Consider the following 17,947-nt stretch of genomic DNA (forward strand, 5'->3'; position numbering starts at 1 on the left):
TCGATGGCTGACCAGAAGATATTTGCCGGACCGCGCATCCGCCGCATCCGCAACGCCAAGGGCCTGACTCAGACGGCAATGGCCGAGGGCCTCGGCATTTCGCCGTCCTATCTCAACCTGATTGAGCGCAACCAGCGGCCGCTGACGGTGCAGCTGATCCTCAAATTGGCGTCCGTCTACAAGGTCGATCCGCACGAGTTGCAGGGCGAGGCAAGGGGGTCTGTTGCCGCCTTGAAGGAGGTGTTCACCGATCCTCTGCTGGTCGGCGAGTTGCCGGGCGATCAGGAGCTGATCGAGCTTGCCGAGGCGGCGCCAAACGCGTCCGCAGCGGTGATAAAGCTGTTTCGCGCCTATCGCGAACAGGCCGAGCGCCTCTCCGACCTCAACGAGCTTTTGGCGCGCGAGGGCCGGGCGACCGCACTTTCCGGAGCCCGCCTGCCGATAGACGAGGTGCGCGAGGTTTTCGAGCGCCGGCCGAACCATTTCGCAGCCCTCGAGGAGGAGGCCGCGGCGTTCACCTCGGTGCTTGACCCCGGCGACGATCTGTTCGGCGCGCTGAAGTCCTGGCTGAAGCGCGAATACGGCATCGTGGTCAAGGTGCTGCCGGTCTCCACCATGCCGAACTGGCGTCGTCGTTATGACCGCCACTCGCAGCGCCTGTTTCTGTCCGAGCGGTTGTCGCCGTTCGACCAGTTACGCGAAGTCGCGATGGAGGCCTGTCTGATCCGCATGACGGTCGCGGTCGCCGGCGAGATCCAGGCGCTCAAGCTGACCACCGACGAGGCTCGCCGGCTCGCTCGCTTCGAACTCGGCCGCTATGCGGCGCATGCACTGATGATGCCCTACCAGGCCTTTCATGCGGCTGCGGTGCGCGCCCGCTACGATATCGACGTCCTGCGTTCGCGTTTCGGTGTCTCTTTCGAACAGGCGGCGAATCGGCTGACCATGCTGCAGCGGCAGGGTGCCTCGGGCGTGCCGTTTTTCATGCTGGAAGTCGACAATGCCGGCAACCGCTTCCGCAAGGCCGGCAGCCAGGGCTTTCCGCAAAGCCGCTTCGGCGGTGCCTGTCCCAAGCTGCCGGTGCATGTCGCCTTCACCCAGCCCGGCCAGATCTTCGTCGAGGCGGTGGAAATGCCCGACGGCGCCGAGTTCCTGTGCATCGCCCGCACGCTGGAAGGACCGCAAGGCGCGTTCTCGGAACGCCCGCGCCGCACGGCGCTGCTGCTTGGCTGCGACATCGGCTTTCGCGACGACATCGTCTATGGCGCCGCACTGCCCGGCGCGGCAGTCACCGCAAAGGCCGGCAGTGTCGCGGCGACGCCGGTCGGGCCCGCCTGCCGGCTTTGCGAGCGCGTCGGCTGCCTGGCGCGCGCCGAGCCGCCGGTGACGCGTCCGCTCGGCCTCGACGAGATGGTGACCGGCTTAAGTGCCTTCGACTTCCAGTAACGCCGTGGCAGGGTGCCACAATTGTCGCCGGTCGCTGGCTCACGCCCGGCCTGCATTTTTTGCGTTACGCGAACAGAGCATCTTTTCGTCGTCCCTTGCGCATCGTCCCGTCCACAAAAGCCCGACAGTCGCGCCCATGACCGACACCGCATCGTCGCCGATCCTTGTTTCCTCGACCGTCCCACAGCGGGAGGAGCGCATCGGCTTCCTGCTGGTGTTCCTGTCGGCGCTGATGTGGAGTTTCGGCGGCACCATCGCCCGCTTCATCACGGTCGGCGACAGCTGGACGGTTATTTTCTGGCGCTCCGTCTGGGCAGCGGCTTTCCTGATCTGCTTCATGGTCTGGCGCGACGGCTGGCGCGGCATGTTGAAAATGTTCCGCGACATGGGTCTGCCCGGCCTTGCCGTCGGGGTCTGCTTCGCCACCGCATCGACGGCGTTCGTCGTGGCACTTGCCTACACCACCGTCGCCAACATCCTGTTGATGCAGGCCGGCGTGCCGCTGCTGGCGGCGCTGTTTGCCTGGGCGTTGTTCCGTGAAAGGGTTGGTGTCGCGACCTGGCTGGCGATTGCCGCCGTCATCGCCGGCGTCGCCATCATGGTGTCGGAATCGCTTGATGGCGCCGTCTCGCCGATAGGCGACGGGCTGGCGCTGTTGATCGCGGTGATGTTCTCGATCGCCACCGTCATCACCCGGCGGTTTTCCAGCGTGCGCATGACGCCGGCGACCTGCCTCGGCACCATGCTTGCGGCCGGCTTTGCCGCCTCGCAGGCATCGACATTCACTGTGTCGACCGGTGACATGGGCTTTCTCTTTGTCTTCGGCGTGGTCAATCTGGGCCTCGGCCTCGCCTTCTTCGCCACCGGCGCGCGGCTGATCCCGGCGGCAATAGCAGCACTGCTCGGCACGTTCGAGCCGATCCTCGGCCCGATATGGGTCTGGCTCATCCATTCCGAGGTGCCATCGGTGCGCACCATCATCGGTGGCGCGGTGGTTGTCACGGCGCTGCTCGTTCATATCGGGCTCGAATTCAAGCGCCAGACCCGGCCCGAGCGCGCAGGGGTCACCGGAGTTCCATCGCCTAATTGATGTGGCGCGCAGCTTTGCCATTGACAATGTCGCGGCCGCGCGGGCAGGCTGAGATTACGGCAACAACAAGACAGGCGTATCTTGCCAAGTCTCCCTGCCGGTCAGATCGAGACCGGACCACATCGTCGTATCTCTGCCTGCGCCACGGCGAAAGCCTATGACGGCATCTGCACGCCACACGAGTCCCAGCGACGACACAACGCCTGCCGCTTATCGAACTGCCTGCATAGCGTTGGCAGTTCACGCTTGTCGCCTTTTGGAAAGCTCAATAGCCTGAAACAAATGCCCGGCCGCGCTGGAACCGCGACGAGCCGGCGAAGGAACACTCACCAAAGGAGAATAGCATGATCCGCAAAGCGCTCTGGCTTTCGGCGACTTCGGTATTTCTGACGCTTTTCACCGTCGGCGGTCATGCCGAGGATCGCGTCGTCAACGTCTTCAATTGGTCGGACTATATCGACAGTTCGATCATCGACGATTTCACCAAGGAAACCGGCATCAAGGTCGTCTACGACACGTTCGATTCCAACGAAATCCTGGAAACCAAGCTGCTTGCCGGCGGCAGCGGCTATGACGTCGTCGTGCCGAGCGGCAATTTCCTCGCGCGCCAGATCCAGGCCGGTGTGTTCCAGAAGCTCGACAAGTCGAAACTGCCGAACATCTCCAATATGTGGGACACGGTTACCGAGCGCACCGCCAAATACGATCCCGGCAACGAATACTCGGTCAACTACATGTGGGGCACGGTTGGCATCGGCTACAACATCAAGAAGGTGCAGGCAGCACTCGGCACCGACAAGATCGACAGCTGGGATGTTTTCTTCAATCCGGACAGCCTGGCCAAATTGAAGGACTGCGGTGTCTACGTGCTGGACTCCCCGGCCGACATCATCCCGGCGGCGTTGAAATATCTCGGCCTCGACCCGAACAGCACGTCATCAGACGATATCGCCAAGGCCGAGGAGACTTTGCTCAAGGTCCGGCCCTACATCCGAAAGTTCCACTCCTCCGAATACATCAACGCCCTCGCCAACGGTGATATCTGCCTGGCGGTCGGCTGGTCGGGTGACGTGTTCCAAGCCCGCAACCGCGCGGTCGAGGCCAAGCAGGGCGTCGAGATCGGCTATTCCGTGCCGAAGGAGGGCGCTCAGATGTGGTTCGACCAGATGGCGATCCCCGCCGATGCGCCGCATGTCGCCGAGGCGCTCGAGTTCATCAACTACATGATGAAGCCGGAAGTTATCGCCAAGTCGTCGAACTACGTGCTCTACGCAAACGGCAACAAGGCTTCGCAGCAATTCGTCGACAAGGCGCTGTTGGATGATCCTTCGGTTTATCCCGATGCCGAGACGATAAAGAAGCTCTACACGGTCTCGCCATACGATCCCAAGACCCAGCGCGTCATCACGCGCACCTGGACCAAGATCGTCACTGGCCAGTAAGCAATCCGACATGGTCCCGGCAGCCACCTGCCGGGACCATTCTTTTCTGGGGCAAGAAGCAGGAATCAGCACGGAGTGGGACATGAAATCGCTTGGCAGCATCCGCAGGGATTTTGCGCCGTGGAACGACCCGAACGCCAAGCCATACATCCAGTTCGACAATGTCACCAAGAAGTTCGGTGATTTCACCGCCGTCAACAAACTGTCGCTGACCATATTCGAGCGCGAGTTCTTCGCGCTGCTCGGCGCGTCGGGTTGCGGAAAGTCGACGTTGCTCAGAATGCTCGCCGGTTTCGAGGAGCCGACGGCCGGCCGCATCCTGCTCGATGGCCAGGATCTGCGCGGCATCCCGCCCTATCGCCGGCCGGTCAACATGATGTTCCAGTCCTATGCGCTGTTCCCGCATATGACGGTCGAGAACAACATCGCCTTCGGCCTCAAGCAGGACGGCATGCCGAAGCCCGAGATCGCGTCGCGCGTCGCCGAGATGCTGAAGCTGGTCAAGCTCGAGCAGTTCGCCAAGCGCAAGCCGCACCAGCTGTCCGGCGGCCAGCGCCAACGCGTCGCGCTCGCCCGCTCGGTCGCCAAGCGGCCGAAAGTGCTGCTGCTCGACGAGCCGCTTGGCGCTCTCGACAAGAAGCTGCGCGAAGAGACGCAGTTCGAACTGATGGACCTGCAGCAGAACCTCGGCCTGACCTTCGTCGTCGTTACCCACGACCAGGAAGAGGCGATGACGATGGCCGATCGCATCGCCATCATCGACAAGGGCGAGGTGATGCAGGTGGCAACGCCGGCCGAAGTCTACGAGGCGCCGGGGTCGCGCTTCGTCGCCGGTTTCGTCGGCAATGTGAACATGTTCGAGGGCAAGATCGCGCGTGGCGAGGCTGGCGCCGCCAGCATCGATGCCGGCAATGGCATCACCATCCGCACCGACAATGCCGGCGCTGCCAGTGCCGGGACGGCCGTCACCTTCGCCATCAGGCCGGAAAAGATCAAGGTGTCGTCGAGAAAGCCGGCCGAGGCCGTCAACGCTATCGAGGGCGAGGTCTACGACATCGCCTATCTCGGTGACATGACCGTCTATCACGTCAGGCTGGACGACGGCCAGGTGGTGCGCGCGAGCACCATGAACGCGGCTCGCATCACCGAGGATCCATTGAGCTGGAACGACCGCGCCTGGGTTTCCTTCCGGCCCGACGCCGGCGTCGTGCTGACGCGGTAGGGGGCGACCATGTCGAGCGCCACCGTCACCACCACATCAGCCTCTCCGGCAATCAATGCCGGCAAATCCGCCCTCGCCAGGTTGGGCGCTGCCTTCGTTGGCCGCCTGGTCATCATCATCCCCTATGTCTGGCTGCTGTTCTTCTTCCTCATTCCGTTCGTCATCGTCTTCAAGATTTCGCTGTCGCAGACGGCTATCGCCATTCCACCCTATACGCCGGCACTCGATTTCAGCGGCGGCATTTCCGGATTTCTGGATCAGCTGAAACAACTCAGCCTCGACAACTACACCTGGCTGACGCAGGACGCGCTCTACTTCAACGCCTATGTGACCAGCGTCATCATCGCCGCGATCTCGACGGTCCTGACATTGCTCGTGGGCTATCCGATCGCCTATGGAATGGCACGCGCGCCAGCGACGATCCGCCCAACCTTGCTGATGCTGGTGATCCTGCCGTTCTGGACCTCGTTCCTGATCCGCGTCTACGCCTGGATAGGCATTCTCAAGCCCGAGGGATTGCTCAATCAGCTGCTGCTCGCCACCGGGGTCATCCACCAGCCGCTGATCATCCTCAACACCTACACGGCGATCTTCATCGGTATCGTCTATTCCTATCTGCCGTTCATGGTATTGCCGCTCTATTCCGCTCTCGAGAAAATGGACTATTCCCTGATCGAGGCGGCAAAGGATCTCGGCTGTCCGCCAACCAGCGCTTTCTGGAAGATCACCTTCCCGCTGTCGCTGCCGGGCGTCATCGCCGGCTGCCTGCTGGTGTTCATTCCAGCCGTCGGTGAGTTCGTCATTCCCGATCTGCTCGGTGGATCGCAGACGCTGATGATCGGCAAGACGCTGTGGAACGAGTTCTTCGCCAATCGCGACTGGCCGGTATCGTCGGCCGTCGCCGTCATCCTGCTGTTGCTGCTGATCGTGCCGATCATGCTCTTCCAGCGGGCTCAGGCGCGCGCTCAGGAAATGGACAGGTGACCTCATGAACACCACCTGGAGCCGCTTCAACATCACCTCGATCGTGCTTGGCTTTGCCTTTCTCTATTTGCCGATCGTGCTGCTCATCGTCTTCTCCTTCAACGAGTCCAAGCTGGTCACCGTCTGGGGCGGCTTCTCGACCAAATGGTACGTCTCGCTGTTCCACAACCAGGGCCTCATGGACGCGACCTGGGTGACGGCACGCGTTGGCCTGATCTCGGCCACCGTGGCGACGGTGCTCGGCACGCTGGCGGCACTCGCCTTGACCCGTTACACCCGCTTCAAGGGCAGGGTGCTGTTCTCCGGCATGGTCTTTGCGCCGCTGGTCATGCCGGAAGTCATCACCGGCCTCTCGCTGCTGCTGCTCTTCGTTGCCGTCGGTCTCGACCGCGGCTTTCTGACCGTCACGCTGGCTCACATAACCTTGACCATGTGTTTCGTCGCCGTCGTCGTGCAGTCGCGCCTCGTCACCTTCGACCGCTCGCTGGAAGAAGCGGCGATGGATCTTGGCGCGACACCGGTGAAGACCTTTTTCCAGATCACGCTGCCGGTCATCATGCCGGCGATCGTGTCGGGCTGGATGCTGGCCTTTACACTTTCGCTCGACGATCTGGTGATCGCCAGCTTCACCTCCGGGCCGGGTGCCACGACGCTGCCGATGAAGATCTACAGCCAGGTTCGCCTCGGCGTGACGCCGGAGATCAACGCCGCCTGCACCATCCTGATCGCCGTTGTGGCGATCGGCGTCATCATCGCCTCGCTTGCCAACAAGCGGCGTGAGGTGCAGCGCCAGCTCGACGAGCAGGCCGCGCAGCGCGGGTGAAGACGGGAAGCGCGGCTGCCTATTCCCCCGAAACGCCGCGGCTGATCGGGGAAATGAACGGCGTGCTCCAGGTTCCGCCGACAAAAAACGATGACTGGTTGGAACCTTGCTGGCCAGTGGTCTGCGTTGCCGTCTGGTCCTGCTGAATGACACCGCCGGACAGGGCCAGTCCGCGTCCGGCGTAGGACGCGATCCCGGACAGCCAGATCTTGTATTTCGCCGAATTGGCTTCGGCCTTGTCGAGCCGAGCCACGCCCTTCGAAATGCTGGCCTTGATCTCGGCGCCGTCGATCGGCAGCGTTCCGTCGGAGACGTCGTCGAGCGCGAAGAAGCCGCCTTGTTCGGTATGCTTGAGGAAGGCCGGCAGGTTGAGCTTGCTCAACGCACCCGGTCCGAAGGTCGCCGAAACCGAGCCGTCGGCATTGTCGAAGATGGAGTCCCAGGTTCTGCCCGGCCCCTTGAGGATCACCGAGACGGTCCCCGTGCCGACCGGCACCAGGCGGGTCATCCCCGCCGCCGTGGCGAAAGCACCGCCGTCGATATCGGATGCCAGCAGCCGGATTTCGACCTGTGAGCCTTCCGGCTTGCGGTCGAAGCGAAGGCTGGTCTGGATGTTGCCGCCGAAGGCCGAGGCGTCGGAGATATCGAAGACGGACAGACCATCCTTGACCTGTGCGGTGGCGGCGACGTCGGCGAGCTGGATAGGCCCCGCCGTGGCGTGTGCCGCGGACAGCCTGAGATCGAGGTTGATCTTGTCGGCGAAACTTGTGTCGATTTCGCTGGGCCCGGCCCCTCCGGTCGGCGCCAGCGGCGTGAAGGCCGACAGGAACGATCTGAGGTCGAGCGTGTCGAAGGCGAGTGTGCCGGAGATCACCGGCTGAGCTTCGCCAAGCGACAGGTCCAGCGCTCCCATTCCCGGATTGTTGTCCAGCGCGATGGCGGTGTTGTCGAATTTGACGCGCCCGGCCGTCGCCGTGACCTTGCTCGAAATGCTGACCGAGCCGATCGCGGCGCCCGGCGCGATGCCGGACTGCAACCATTCCAGCACGCGGCGCAGCGAGGGCGCCGAAAACTTCGCCTGACCGTCGAAATAGCTGTTTTCGGACATGCTGGCCGTGCCGTCGAAAGAGAAGGTGGCGGGCGCGGCCTTGAAAGACAGAGTAAGCGGCGCCATGCCGCCGGCAAACAGCACCAGCGGCTTCTCCGAGGCGGCGTCCACGGCCACGCTTTCGCCGCGCCAGATCCCCGTCGCCGACAGCGTCGCATTGCTGTTCATCGCCGACCAGCTCGCCTGGCCGCTCAGGCTGCTCAGAATCTCGACGTCCTTACCATTGACCGAAGCAACCATGCGGCCGTCGCGAAACTCCACCGTGCCGAAAGTGTCGGTCGGCAGCTTGTCGAGATCCGGCGCGGCGGGGTCGGCGTTGACGACGCCGCGCGCCGCGTCGATGGAACGCGTGATGCGCCCGCCGGTCGGGATGGCGGGCAGGAAAAGGCCGGTCGGCGTGCGCTCAACCCGGATCGTCGGCCGCACCAGCCGCGCCGTCGAAAACACCACGTCGCCGCGCAAGGCCGCCATGGCGGAAAGGTCGACCTCGACCCGTTCGGCCTCGACGACCGGCGGCGCCTCGGTGTCGGTCCATTGCGACAGCGTCACATCGGTCAGGATTGCCCGGAATGTCGGCCAGACCTCGATGCGCGGCGAGCCCTCGATGGCGACCCGGAAGCCGCTCCACGCACTCATTTCCCAAGCGATGCGGTCGCGCACGATACGAGTGGAGGCGATCAGCGGCAGGGTAGCAACCACCAGCGCGATGACGATCACGGCAGCGCCGATCGCCCATATTCCGCGCCGGATCAAAGATGATGGCATATCGCCCCGTATGCTTCCATTCCGACAAAATCGCCCGATGGTGTAACCCAATCGTTACCACGACTTCCAGTCGTCACTACGACTTAGGGCTGACGCATTTCAAGTCTTTATGGCCCGGCGATGGCATTTGCGCACATCTGGCCGCATCGGCCGAACAAAATCTTGCTCTGCTGCGCTGCGATATGCATAAGCGATGGCGACCGCGGAGGAACGATCATGGCTGCCGAAGTACCGCTCTGGACCCCGACGCAAGACCAGATTGATGCAGCACCCTTGACCGCTTTCACGAAGGCCGCCGCTGGGAAAGCCGGCGTGGCGTTTTCTTCATATTCGCAGCTTCATGGCTGGTCGGTCGAGGACCGCGACGGGTTCTGGAGCCTGGTTTGGGATTTCTGCGGCATCGTCGGCGACAAGGGAGAGCCTGTGTTGGTCGACGGCGACAGGATGCCCGGCGCATCGTTCTTCCCCGAGGCCACACTGAATTTCGCCGAGAATCTCCTGAAGAAGACCGGCGCCAGTGAGGCGATCGTGTTTCGCGGCGAGGACAAGGTCGAGCGCCGTCTGTCCTGGAACGAGTTGCATGCGCTGACCTCGCGGCTGCAGCAGCTTTTCCTGTCGCTCAAGGTGAAGAAGGGCGATCGCATTGCCGCGATGATGCCCAACATGCCGGAGACCGTCGCCGCCATGCTCGCAGCCGCCTCGATCGGCGCGGTCTGGTCGTCCTGCTCTCCCGATTTCGGCGAGCAGGGCGTGCTCGACCGCTTCGGCCAGATCGAGCCTGTCGTCTTCATCGCGCCCGATGGCTATTGGTACAACGGCAAGGCGATCGAGGTCGCCGACAAGATCGCCGCGGTCGCGGCCAAGCTCGGCACTGTCCGCAAGATCCTGGTCGTCGACTATTTAGGCACTTCGAGCGATGTCGCTGGCACCATAGACAAGGCGGTGGCGCTGGAAGAGGCGCTGTCGCCCTTCGCCGGCAAGCCCGTTGCCTTCGAGCCGCTGCCTTTCGCGCATCCGCTCTACATTCTGTTCTCGTCGGGAACGACCGGCATTCCCAAATGCATCGTCCATTCGGTCGGCGGCACGCTGATCCAGCATGTCAAGGAACACCGGCTGCATGCAGGGCTGATCGAGGGCGACCGCTTCTTCTACTTCACCACCTGCGGCTGGATGATGTGGAACTGGCTCGTGTCGGGGCTCGCTTCGGGTGCCACGCTGCTGCTCTATGACGGCTCGCCCTTCTACCCTGACGGCAATGTGCTGTTCGACTTTGCCGATGCCGAGAAGATGACCTTCTTCGGCACCTCGGCCAAGTTCATCGATTCCGTGCGCAAGGCCGGCCTGAAGCCGATCCGCAGCCATGATCTGTCGAGCGTGCGGGCGATTTCCTCCACCGGCTCGCCGCTGTCGCCGGAGGATTTCCGCTTCGTCTATGACGGCATCAAGAAAGACGTCCATCTGGCCTCGGTCTCCGGCGGCACCGACATCGTCTCCTGCTTCGTGCTCGGTGTGCCGACGCAGCCGGTCTGGACCGGCGAGATCCAGGGTCCCGGCCTCGGCCTTGCCGTCGATGTCTGGGACGACGACGGCAGGCCGGTCCGGCAGGAAAAGGGCGAGCTGGTCTGCACCAAGGCGTTTCCGGCGATGCCGATCGGCTTCTGGAACGATCCCGAGGGCAAGAAGTACCGGGCGGCCTATTTCGAGCGCTTCGACAATGTCTGGTGTCATGGCGATTTCGCCGAATGGACCGAGCATGGCGGCCTGATCATCCATGGCCGTTCCGACGCCACGCTCAACCCGGGCGGCGTGAGGATCGGCACGGCGGAGATCTACAACCAGGTCGAGCAGATGCCGGAGATCCTGGAGGCGCTGTGCATCGGCCAGGACTTCGACAACGACGTGCGCGTCGTCCTTTTCGTGCGCCTGGCCGCCGGCGTGCAGCTCGACGAGGAACTTGAAAAACGCATACGGGCAAAAATCCGCGGCGGGGCAAGCCCGCGTCACGTGCCGGCCAGGATCGTCGCCGTCACCGACATCCCGCGCACCAAGTCGGGCAAGATCACCGAGCTTGCTGTGCGCGACGTGGTGCATGGCCGCGCCATCAAGAACAAGGAGGCGCTCGCCAACCCAGAGGCGCTGGAGCTGTTCAAGAACCTGCCGCAACTGGCGGACTGATCGCGATCTCCGGCATGGTTACCGAAATATGTCGGTAGAATTTACCTAGATTTCATGAGTGGTACACATCCGTAAATTTTCCGCCGGGCCGGTAAGGAGTTGTTAAGGTCCGGCGTCGATAGTCGCATTCAACTTGAGGGAGAAATCCCGTTCCTCGGCCCCCGGAGGATCCGAATTCGCTCAAGCCCCCGTTGTGACAGCAATCCTATCTCTTAAGGCGTCCTTTGGGCGCCTTTTCTTTTGCCGGTACGAGATCGAGCTGTGGAGGGGCGCTGGCCTATTCCGCAAGTACACGGGTCGAGGGAAAAGCGACCTCGACCAGCGTGCCTTCACCCGGTGTCGAGTTGATGATGAACCGGGCGCGGTTGGCTTCCACCATCGCCTTGGTCAACGGCAATCCAAGCCCGGTGCCGTCGCCGCGTCCGCGCTTCAGCGCATTGATCTGCTTGAACGGCTTCAGCGCCTGCTCGATCTCGGCCTGGCTCATGCCGATGCCGGTGTCGCGCACCCGCATGACGACGTCGCCCGATGTCTCATAGGCGGTCGAGACGATCACCTGGCCGCCGGCCTGGGTGTAGCGGATGGCGTTCGACAGGATGTTGAGGGCGATCTGGCGCACGCTGCGCAGGTCGGCCACCACTTCCGGCAACCGCGAAGCGAAGCTGGAGCGGATGATGACGCGCTCGCGGTTGGCTTGCGGCTGCATCATCGCCACTGTCTCGGCCAGCGTGTCGTTGAGCGACACCGCCTCGTAGGCCATCTCCTGCTGGCCGGCTTCGATCTTCGATATGTCGAGCAGGTCGTTGACGAGGTCGAGCACATGATTGCCCGACCGGTTGATGTCGCGCAGATAGTCACGGTAACGGTCATTGGCGACAGGTCCGAACTTCTCGTCGACCATCAGTTCGGAAAAGCCGATGATGGCATTGAGCGGCGTGCGTATCTCATGGCTGATACGGGCGAGGAAATCGGTCTTCTGCGAGGACGCGCGCTCGGCCACCGCACGCGCTTGCGTCAAGTCCTCTTCGGCCCGCTTCCACTGCGTGATGTCGCGCACGACAGCGCAGAAGCCACTGTCGTTGGGCAATCGGCCAATGGTCATGAACAGCGGGATGAAGCGCCCCTGCGCCTCGCGCCCGATCACCTCACGCCCGTCATTCATCACGCTCGCCACGCCGGGCTCGGACAGTCCGTTGAGATAGTCGCGGGCGGCGCGCTGGCTTTCGATCGCAAACAGCGAGGCGAACGGCTTGCCGGTCACGTCGTCGCTGTCGAAACCGAACAGCGCTTCGGCCGGACGGCTGATCGAGCGGATGGTGCCGTCACGGCCGATCAGCACGACGCCGTCGGTGGCGGTGTCGATGATGGTGCGCATCTCGGCGATTCGCGCCTTTAGCTCGGGAATGTCGGGCTGCGTCTGCTCGTCGCCAACCGCATTCACCGGTGCGTCATCCTCGCCGGAGCGGCGAACGACCAGCATCAGCGCCTTGCCGTCGCGCCAGGGGACTGAGCGCAAAATAGCCTCGATCGGGAATTCCTGCCCGTCACGCGTCTTCAACCGAAGCGCGCGATCGGTGCCATCGGAAGCGCCGTCGTGGGCGTAGGGATCGGCAAACAGCGCGCCGAGGCCGCCGGCATCGGCCAGGTCGTCGAGCGCCTCATAGCCGGTCAGATTGAGGAATTCCTCGTTTGCATAGTGCAACTGGTCGCCGGAATGGATAAGCAGCGGCACGGGCAGCTTGCCGAGAAGCGAAGTGTCCGGAGCCTTGTGCTCATCTCCGGCCGAAAACGCCGACGGTACAAATCCTTCGGCCTTGAGCGGCGGCACCTGCAGGCGAGGGCGCTCGACGCGTGCCGCAACGGCGTCGCTTGGACTGGCGGTTTCCTCGGCCGACGCAACCGCCTGCTCGTCAGGCGCCGAGGCTTCCTCGTCGGGCTGCGCCCAATCTTCACTATCCTCGGCATCGCGAAAGTCTGCCGACGTCATGCTGTCGTCATCATGGTCGGCATAGTCGAGCAATGAGCCCGCCGCATTCGGCTCGGCGGGGTCTTCATGAACCGCTTCGTTCGGGTGGCCGCCATCAAGCCGCGCCAGATCCCGCTCGTCCTCGGCATCGACATCGGTTTCGGACAGCTCGGCTGGCGCTGTTTCGTTCTCTGGCTCTGCCGCGGGGATTTCGCCGGCATGCGTGGGGTCTTCCTGCCGGACAGCATCGGGCGTCGACGCAACCTCGCCAGCCGCCTCGACCGGGCCTTCGGCCTCCGCTTTAGGCACGTCAGCTTTTCCCAAAGGTTCAGCAGATGCTTCGGTCGTCGCTTCCTCGAAGCTTTCAAGGCTGGGCTTCTCGGCCTCTGGCGGCTCGACCGGGGAGCTGTCTTTCTTCAGCCGCTCGCCGATCTCGCGGAACGCGCTGCGTTCCAGACTCGACAGACCCTTGTCGTTGGCTGGCTGCCGATGTTCGGCCAGCCTGATCACCTTGTCGGCAAAGCGCCGTTCCGGTTTCGGCACGATAGTCAGCGCCGGCACCTCGCCCTTGAACGGATCCGATGCCTGAGCATCCTCGGCCTTTGGCTGTTCGGGCTCGACTTCGACGGCTTGCGGTTCCGGCGTCGCTGGCGCCTTGCCGTTGGGCACCAGCGCCATGCCGATGGCTTCCGGATCGACGACCGCATCACTGGCGCGCGCGACGCCGAAGCCGCGGAAACCTTCGAAGGCGCGGCTGCGGCCATAGACAGGCAGCGCCGCCAGGTCGACAGGTATCTTCAGACCGGTGCCGACGACCGGCCAGAGCACGGAACGCCCGGACCAGGTGTCGCGCCGTTCGAGCAGTCCTGATATCTCGCCGGAGGGATCGAGACCGAAGGTGGCCGCGACATCCCTGAAGCGCCGGCCGATCACGTCGGCCGCCGGCTTGCCGACTATGTCGGCGAATTCCGGCGACAGCGCGCTGAACTTGCCCTCGGCATCGGTGCGCCAGACGAAGCGTACCGGCGCCGCCATGCGATCTGTCGCCGAGACCGTCGCGGGCGCGGAGGTGGCCTGGACATCGTCCCGTTTCGTGTCTTGGGCAGGAAATTCCAGGGCGGCCGTTTCAGCCGGTGCTTGAGGTTCGGGCGCGGCTGGTCGCGGCGCCCGTTGCCCTTCGTCCTCGCCGGCATTGAAGTACCAATGGTCGTGCTGCGCCCGCGTGCGCGCGGCTGCCGGTTGATCGCTGTTGGCTGCCGTGGGCGGCTGCGCCGTCGCGTCGGCGATCTCATGCGGCTGCGATGCGGCGACGTCGCCGGCCGGCGCAGCCCCGGCAATGGTTTGCGCCGGGTGTTCGCCGCCAGCGGTCGTGTCGTCGAGCTGGTCCTCGTCGATCACCACCAGCAGATGCCGCTCTTCGGTCAGTCTTGCCAGCCCCGCCGGATAGGAGGTCGCACCGCCGGGGACGAGGCGCTTGACGATGCGGTCGCTCTCGGCCGCGACATCGGCGACGAGCGCGGCCAGCGTCTCCGGCAGGATATCCAGCGCCGAAAACCCCTCCGAGGCGGCCTCGATGTTGCCCGCGGCATCGACAAAGGCGATGAAATGGCCATCCTCGGTAAACCCGCTGATGGCGCGAGCGGCGATTTCGCCGGCACTGCGCGAACCCGTCTGCGCCGCCGGCACGGCCAGCATGATCGCCTTTTCGGCGTCCGGCATGCTCACGGCACTGGCCAGGAAGCCGACGGCGCGGCTGGTCATGCCGGTCGCCAGCCGCACCATGATGGCGCGGTCGCTGCCAATCTCGGGAAATCCGCTGGTCGCCATGATCTGGCGCTTGGCGATCAAGGGCAGCTGCGTCGAGGCGCCGATGATGGCCTCGATGTCGGGATAGCCGAACATCGCGGCTCCCGGCCCATTGGCCCAGATCACCTGCTCCAGGTCCGCCGACAGGATCGCGATCGCGTCGCCGGCGGCAAAGCGCTGGCGGACCGCGTCGAGCACGGCGACGTCGAGGAAGGAATATTCGGACGGCATGCCTTGGCTAACCCTAACGGAGCGGCGAATTTGCAGTTAACGCTTTGTTAATAAAAGCCGGAGGCGCGAAGGTCCACAAGCCAGAACGTGCAAAGGCTGGAATTTGGGCTCTTGGTTAATGGCCCAAAAGAATTTATGGTGCACTGCAACAAAGATATTGCAATGCACAAAATTTGCCTTTATATTGCCATCATACATGAACGAGACGGCTTTCCGTCAAAGCCGCTGCCGCTGAAAAGGATGGAAAATGTCCAGGACCAAAACCGCCGAGACGATCGAAAACGTTGAATTCCCGAGCTTCGACGCTTCCAAGGCCACCGACCAGATGCGCGCCTTCGCCGAAAAGGGCGTTGAGCAGTCGAAGGAAGCCTATGCCAAGCTGAAGACCGGCGCCGAGGAGACCCAGAAGGCTCTGGAGTCGACCTTCGAGACCGCCAAGACCGTTTCCAGCGACCTTTCGCTCAAGACCATTTCCGCCCTGCGTGCCAATGCCGAAGCCGGCTTCTCGCACCTCGAAGCGCTGATCGGCGCCAAGTCGCTGTCGGAAGTCGTCGAGTTGCAGACCGCGTTCCTGCGCAAGCGCGTCGAAACCACCGTCGAGCAGGCCAAGGACTTCCAGGCTGTCGCCTCCAAGGCGGCCGAGGACGTCTCCAAGCCGATCAAGACCGCCTTCGAGAAGGCGATGAAGGAAATCAAGGTCGCCTAACATTTACGCATGATCTGAAGATGCAACAAAAGGTCGCATTTTCTTAAGATAGATCAGCCGTATGATGGTGACCATCAAGGAATACCCGGCGGGTGGAACCTCCTCCCTCTGCCTCCCGGGGTGACCAGCCAGCACCTCCTCCCGCTGGCTCGTAACAGGAAAAGGCCGGCACCTCCTCCCGCCGGCCTTTTTCTTTGTCTGGCGCCCTGTTCTTGCCTTGTGCCTCTTTTTGCCAGGCAAATGTCGTGCCGATGTGGGGAAGTGATCTTTGCTTTCCAAAAGCCTTGAATTAGAATCCATAAGCCCGTAAGGACGCATCGCCGAACGACAGAGCGGTCGAGTGGGATGAGTTTCTGCTTCGATCCCACTCAGGCAAACGTGCCGTTGTAGCTCAGATGGTTAGAGCGCCGGATTGTGGATCCGGAGGTCGCTGGTTCGATCCCAGCCAACGGTACCATAATTCATGAAATGATTTCAATGATTTACGGCTGCGAGGATGAGGCGAGCGCGCTGGAACAGCTCGTCGAACGTGGGCGGGCCAAACCATGATCGGAGGCGATCCGCGCGATTGTGGACGCTACAAATAGGGCGGAGCGCCACGCGCAAATCGGCGGATCTGCTTCGCGCACATGAAACACTCAAAGGCCGAGGATCGAAAGACGGGCGCCCGCTCAGGCGGGCACATCAACTTGGGCATAAAGCCACTGTCATTCGGCTGCTTGCTTCTGAAGCTTCTCGAACACAAATAGCTTGCCTTTGCGCACGCTGTCCTCAAGCGAGTTCGCCTTCGCCAGATGCGCCGCAATCGCACTGGCCAGCATGCATCCCGTCCCGCGCATCGATCCTGCAAGGCGCGGTGTGTTGAAGCGGATTGGTTCTTGATCACGGCGCAACAGAATATCGGTCGAACGAGGTCCCGCAGCGTGGCCCCCCTTGATCAGCAGGGCCTGCGCGCCGGCTGCCAGCAATTTCCGTCCCTGTCTCACCGAATCGCTCTCGTCCGCCGCCGGTTCCGCGCCAACAAGGAGCGCCAGCTCGAAGAGATTGGGGGTGACCAGACCGCAAAATGGCATCAGATCACGCTTCATGACCGCGATGGCGCCTGCTTCCAGGAGCGGCCGGCCTGACGTGGACGCCAGCACAGGATCGAGCACTATCGGCACCTGCGGACTTTCGCGTAGCACGGCGGCAACGGCAGCGACGATCTCAGCCGTCGCGAGCATGCCGATCTTGATGGCCGTCACCTCGTTGGCCCGCAGCGCAGCGCGCATCTGATCGGCCACCAAGCGAGGTTGCGAATGTTGGATTTCCATGACGGCATCGTGCGTCTGCACCGTTAGTGCGGTGACAGCCAGGCACGTGCGCATGCCAATGAAGGAGATCGTCTCGATATCGCGTGCTATTCCAGCCCCACCGCTGGAGTCTGATCCGCCGACCACGAGCACATGCGGTTCTCGCCTCAGCGCCATGGCTTTGTCTTTTCGATCCATTCTCGCGTGCGCGCTTCGGGATCGGCATTCAACGTGATGTCGGTGACCACTGCCGCGCTGTCCGCACCAGCCTCGAAAACACCGTCGAGCCGGTCGGGGTTGAGGCCGCCAATGGCGACCAATGGGATCGGCGCCACCCGATGCTTCCACTCGCTGATCCGCTCGAGCCCTTGCGGCGCCCATTTCATCTGCTTCAGGACGGTGGGATAGATGGGGCCGAGCGCGACGTAGTTGGGCATGGCGGCCATGGCCGTGTCCAGTTCGACATGATCATGCGTGCTGACCCCGACCTTCACGCCGGCTGCCCGTATCCGCGCGAGGTCGGCGGATAGCAAATCCTCCTGGCCGAGATGGACGAAGTCGCAGCCTTCCTCGATTGCCAGGCGCCAGTGGTCGTTGATGATGAACTGGCATTGGTGCTGGGCGCATAAAGCCTTGGCCTTGCGGATCTCCGCGCGCAACCCGGCTTCATCCATGCTCTTGATGCGCAACTGCACCAGCTTGACGCCGAGCGGCACCAGCCGTTCGATCCAGGCAGCGCTGTCGACGATCAGGTAGAAGGGATCGAGCTTCATGAAAAAACTGCCCTGCCGATGGTCGGCGTCGATGGCACGGCGACGTCGCGCGGTTCGAGCATTCCGGAGCTGAAAGCTTCACGACCGGCCTCGACCGCCTTGCCGAACGCACACGCCA

At 63.1% G+C, this 17,947-nt stretch carries 12 protein-coding genes, 1 tRNA gene and 1 pseudogene; 9 read left to right on the forward strand and 5 right to left on the reverse strand.

All coding sequences use genetic code 11. The annotated features are described in order from the left end of the window. Positions 1 to 3: 3 nt before the first annotated feature. The 6 genes from NKH19_RS23115 to NKH19_RS23140 all read left to right on the forward strand — a co-directional run bounded on the left by NKH19_RS23115 (position 4) and on the right by NKH19_RS23140 (position 7,007). Positions 4 to 1,446 (forward strand): helix-turn-helix domain-containing protein, encoded by a 1,443-nt coding sequence (locus tag NKH19_RS23115; RefSeq protein WP_352982848.1) that lies wholly within the window; start codon positions 4 to 6, stop codon positions 1,444 to 1,446. 136 nt (positions 1,447 to 1,582) lie between these two features. Then, complete coding sequence (locus tag NKH19_RS23120; protein ID WP_352972300.1) at positions 1,583 to 2,536, forward strand: DMT family transporter; 954 nt, start codon at positions 1,583 to 1,585, stop codon at positions 2,534 to 2,536. A 344-nt stretch (positions 2,537 to 2,880) separates the two neighbouring features. Further along, on the forward strand, positions 2,881 to 3,978 hold the full coding sequence (locus NKH19_RS23125; protein ID WP_352882751.1) for a polyamine ABC transporter substrate-binding protein: 1,098 nt from the start codon (positions 2,881 to 2,883) through the stop codon (positions 3,976 to 3,978). Between the two features lie 82 nt (positions 3,979 to 4,060). Next, entirely contained in the window at positions 4,061 to 5,200 is a 1,140-nt protein-coding gene (locus tag NKH19_RS23130) for an ABC transporter ATP-binding protein (protein WP_352982851.1), read from the forward strand. Between the two features lie 9 nt (positions 5,201 to 5,209). Beyond that, on the forward strand, positions 5,210 to 6,184 hold the full coding sequence (locus tag NKH19_RS23135) for an ABC transporter permease subunit (protein ID WP_352982853.1): 975 nt from the start codon (positions 5,210 to 5,212) through the stop codon (positions 6,182 to 6,184). A gap of 4 nt (positions 6,185 to 6,188) precedes the next feature. Beyond that, positions 6,189 to 7,007 carry an ABC transporter permease gene (locus NKH19_RS23140; RefSeq protein WP_352869624.1) on the forward strand — a complete coding sequence of 273 codons (819 nt, stop codon included), beginning with the start codon at positions 6,189 to 6,191 and terminating at the stop codon, positions 7,005 to 7,007. A gap of 19 nt (positions 7,008 to 7,026) precedes the next feature. On the opposite strand, the gene NKH19_RS23145 is transcribed toward NKH19_RS23140, so the two are convergent. After that, entirely contained in the window at positions 7,027 to 8,880 is a 1,854-nt protein-coding gene (locus tag NKH19_RS23145; protein ID WP_352982855.1) for an AsmA family protein, read from the reverse strand. A gap of 216 nt (positions 8,881 to 9,096) precedes the next feature. On the opposite strand from NKH19_RS23145, the gene NKH19_RS23150 reads away from it, so the two are divergent. Next, positions 9,097 to 11,055 (forward strand): acetoacetate--CoA ligase, encoded by a 1,959-nt coding sequence (locus NKH19_RS23150; protein WP_352982856.1) that lies wholly within the window; start codon positions 9,097 to 9,099, stop codon positions 11,053 to 11,055. Between the two features lie 277 nt (positions 11,056 to 11,332). On the opposite strand, the gene NKH19_RS23155 is transcribed toward NKH19_RS23150, so the two are convergent. Continuing rightward, entirely contained in the window at positions 11,333 to 15,058 is a 3,726-nt protein-coding gene (locus NKH19_RS23155) for a PAS domain S-box protein (RefSeq protein WP_352982858.1), read from the reverse strand. A 247-nt stretch (positions 15,059 to 15,305) separates the two neighbouring features. Between NKH19_RS23155 and NKH19_RS23160 the strand changes: the two genes are divergently transcribed. Then, complete coding sequence (locus tag NKH19_RS23160) at positions 15,306 to 15,764, forward strand: phasin (protein WP_109670216.1); 459 nt, start codon at positions 15,306 to 15,308, stop codon at positions 15,762 to 15,764. Between the two features lie 380 nt (positions 15,765 to 16,144). After that, positions 16,145 to 16,221: transfer RNA gene (locus tag NKH19_RS23165), tRNA-His, on the forward strand. Positions 16,222 to 16,471: 250 nt separating this feature from the next. Here the strand turns inward: NKH19_RS23165 and NKH19_RS23170 are convergent. The 3 genes and pseudogenes from NKH19_RS23170 to NKH19_RS23180 all read right to left on the reverse strand — a co-directional run. Further along, on the reverse strand, positions 16,472 to 17,233 hold the full coding sequence (locus tag NKH19_RS23170) for a hydroxymethylpyrimidine/phosphomethylpyrimidine kinase (RefSeq protein ID WP_352869616.1): 762 nt from the start codon (positions 17,231 to 17,233) through the stop codon (positions 16,472 to 16,474). Continuing rightward, positions 17,224 to 17,829 (reverse strand): thiamine phosphate synthase, encoded by a 606-nt coding sequence (locus NKH19_RS23175; protein ID WP_352869614.1) that lies wholly within the window; start codon positions 17,827 to 17,829, stop codon positions 17,224 to 17,226. Before NKH19_RS23175 ends, NKH19_RS23170 begins: the two co-directional genes overlap by 10 nt. Continuing rightward, positions 17,826 to 17,947, reverse strand: a pseudogene (locus tag NKH19_RS23180) (thiazole synthase); the annotation flags it as partial. The pseudogene NKH19_RS23180 and the gene NKH19_RS23175, both read right to left, overlap by 4 nt.

Source organism: Mesorhizobium sp. M1338, assembly GCF_040318045.1.
Taxonomy (GTDB): Bacteria; Pseudomonadota; Alphaproteobacteria; order Rhizobiales; family Rhizobiaceae; genus Mesorhizobium.

Bases quoted from the DNA above. Each gene is read 5' to 3' on its own strand.
- NKH19_RS23115 (WP_352982848.1), top strand. From the start codon at position 4: ATGGCTGACCAGAAGATATTTGCCGGACCGCGCATCCGCCGCATCCGC.
- NKH19_RS23120 (WP_352972300.1), top strand. From the start codon at position 1,583: ATGACCGACACCGCATCGTCGCCGATCCTTGTTTCCTCGACCGTCCCA.
- NKH19_RS23125 (WP_352882751.1), top strand. From the start codon at position 2,881: ATGATCCGCAAAGCGCTCTGGCTTTCGGCGACTTCGGTATTTCTGACG.
- NKH19_RS23130 (WP_352982851.1), top strand. From the start codon at position 4,061: ATGAAATCGCTTGGCAGCATCCGCAGGGATTTTGCGCCGTGGAACGAC.
- NKH19_RS23135 (WP_352982853.1), top strand. From the start codon at position 5,210: ATGTCGAGCGCCACCGTCACCACCACATCAGCCTCTCCGGCAATCAAT.
- NKH19_RS23140 (WP_352869624.1), top strand. From the start codon at position 6,189: ATGAACACCACCTGGAGCCGCTTCAACATCACCTCGATCGTGCTTGGC.
- NKH19_RS23145 (WP_352982855.1), bottom strand. From the start codon at position 8,880: ATGCCATCATCTTTGATCCGGCGCGGAATATGGGCGATCGGCGCTGCC.
- NKH19_RS23150 (WP_352982856.1), top strand. From the start codon at position 9,097: ATGGCTGCCGAAGTACCGCTCTGGACCCCGACGCAAGACCAGATTGAT.
- NKH19_RS23155 (WP_352982858.1), bottom strand. From the start codon at position 15,058: ATGCCGTCCGAATATTCCTTCCTCGACGTCGCCGTGCTCGACGCGGTC.
- NKH19_RS23160 (WP_109670216.1), top strand. From the start codon at position 15,306: ATGTCCAGGACCAAAACCGCCGAGACGATCGAAAACGTTGAATTCCCG.
- NKH19_RS23170 (WP_352869616.1), bottom strand. From the start codon at position 17,233: ATGGCGCTGAGGCGAGAACCGCATGTGCTCGTGGTCGGCGGATCAGAC.
- NKH19_RS23175 (WP_352869614.1), bottom strand. From the start codon at position 17,829: ATGAAGCTCGATCCCTTCTACCTGATCGTCGACAGCGCTGCCTGGATC.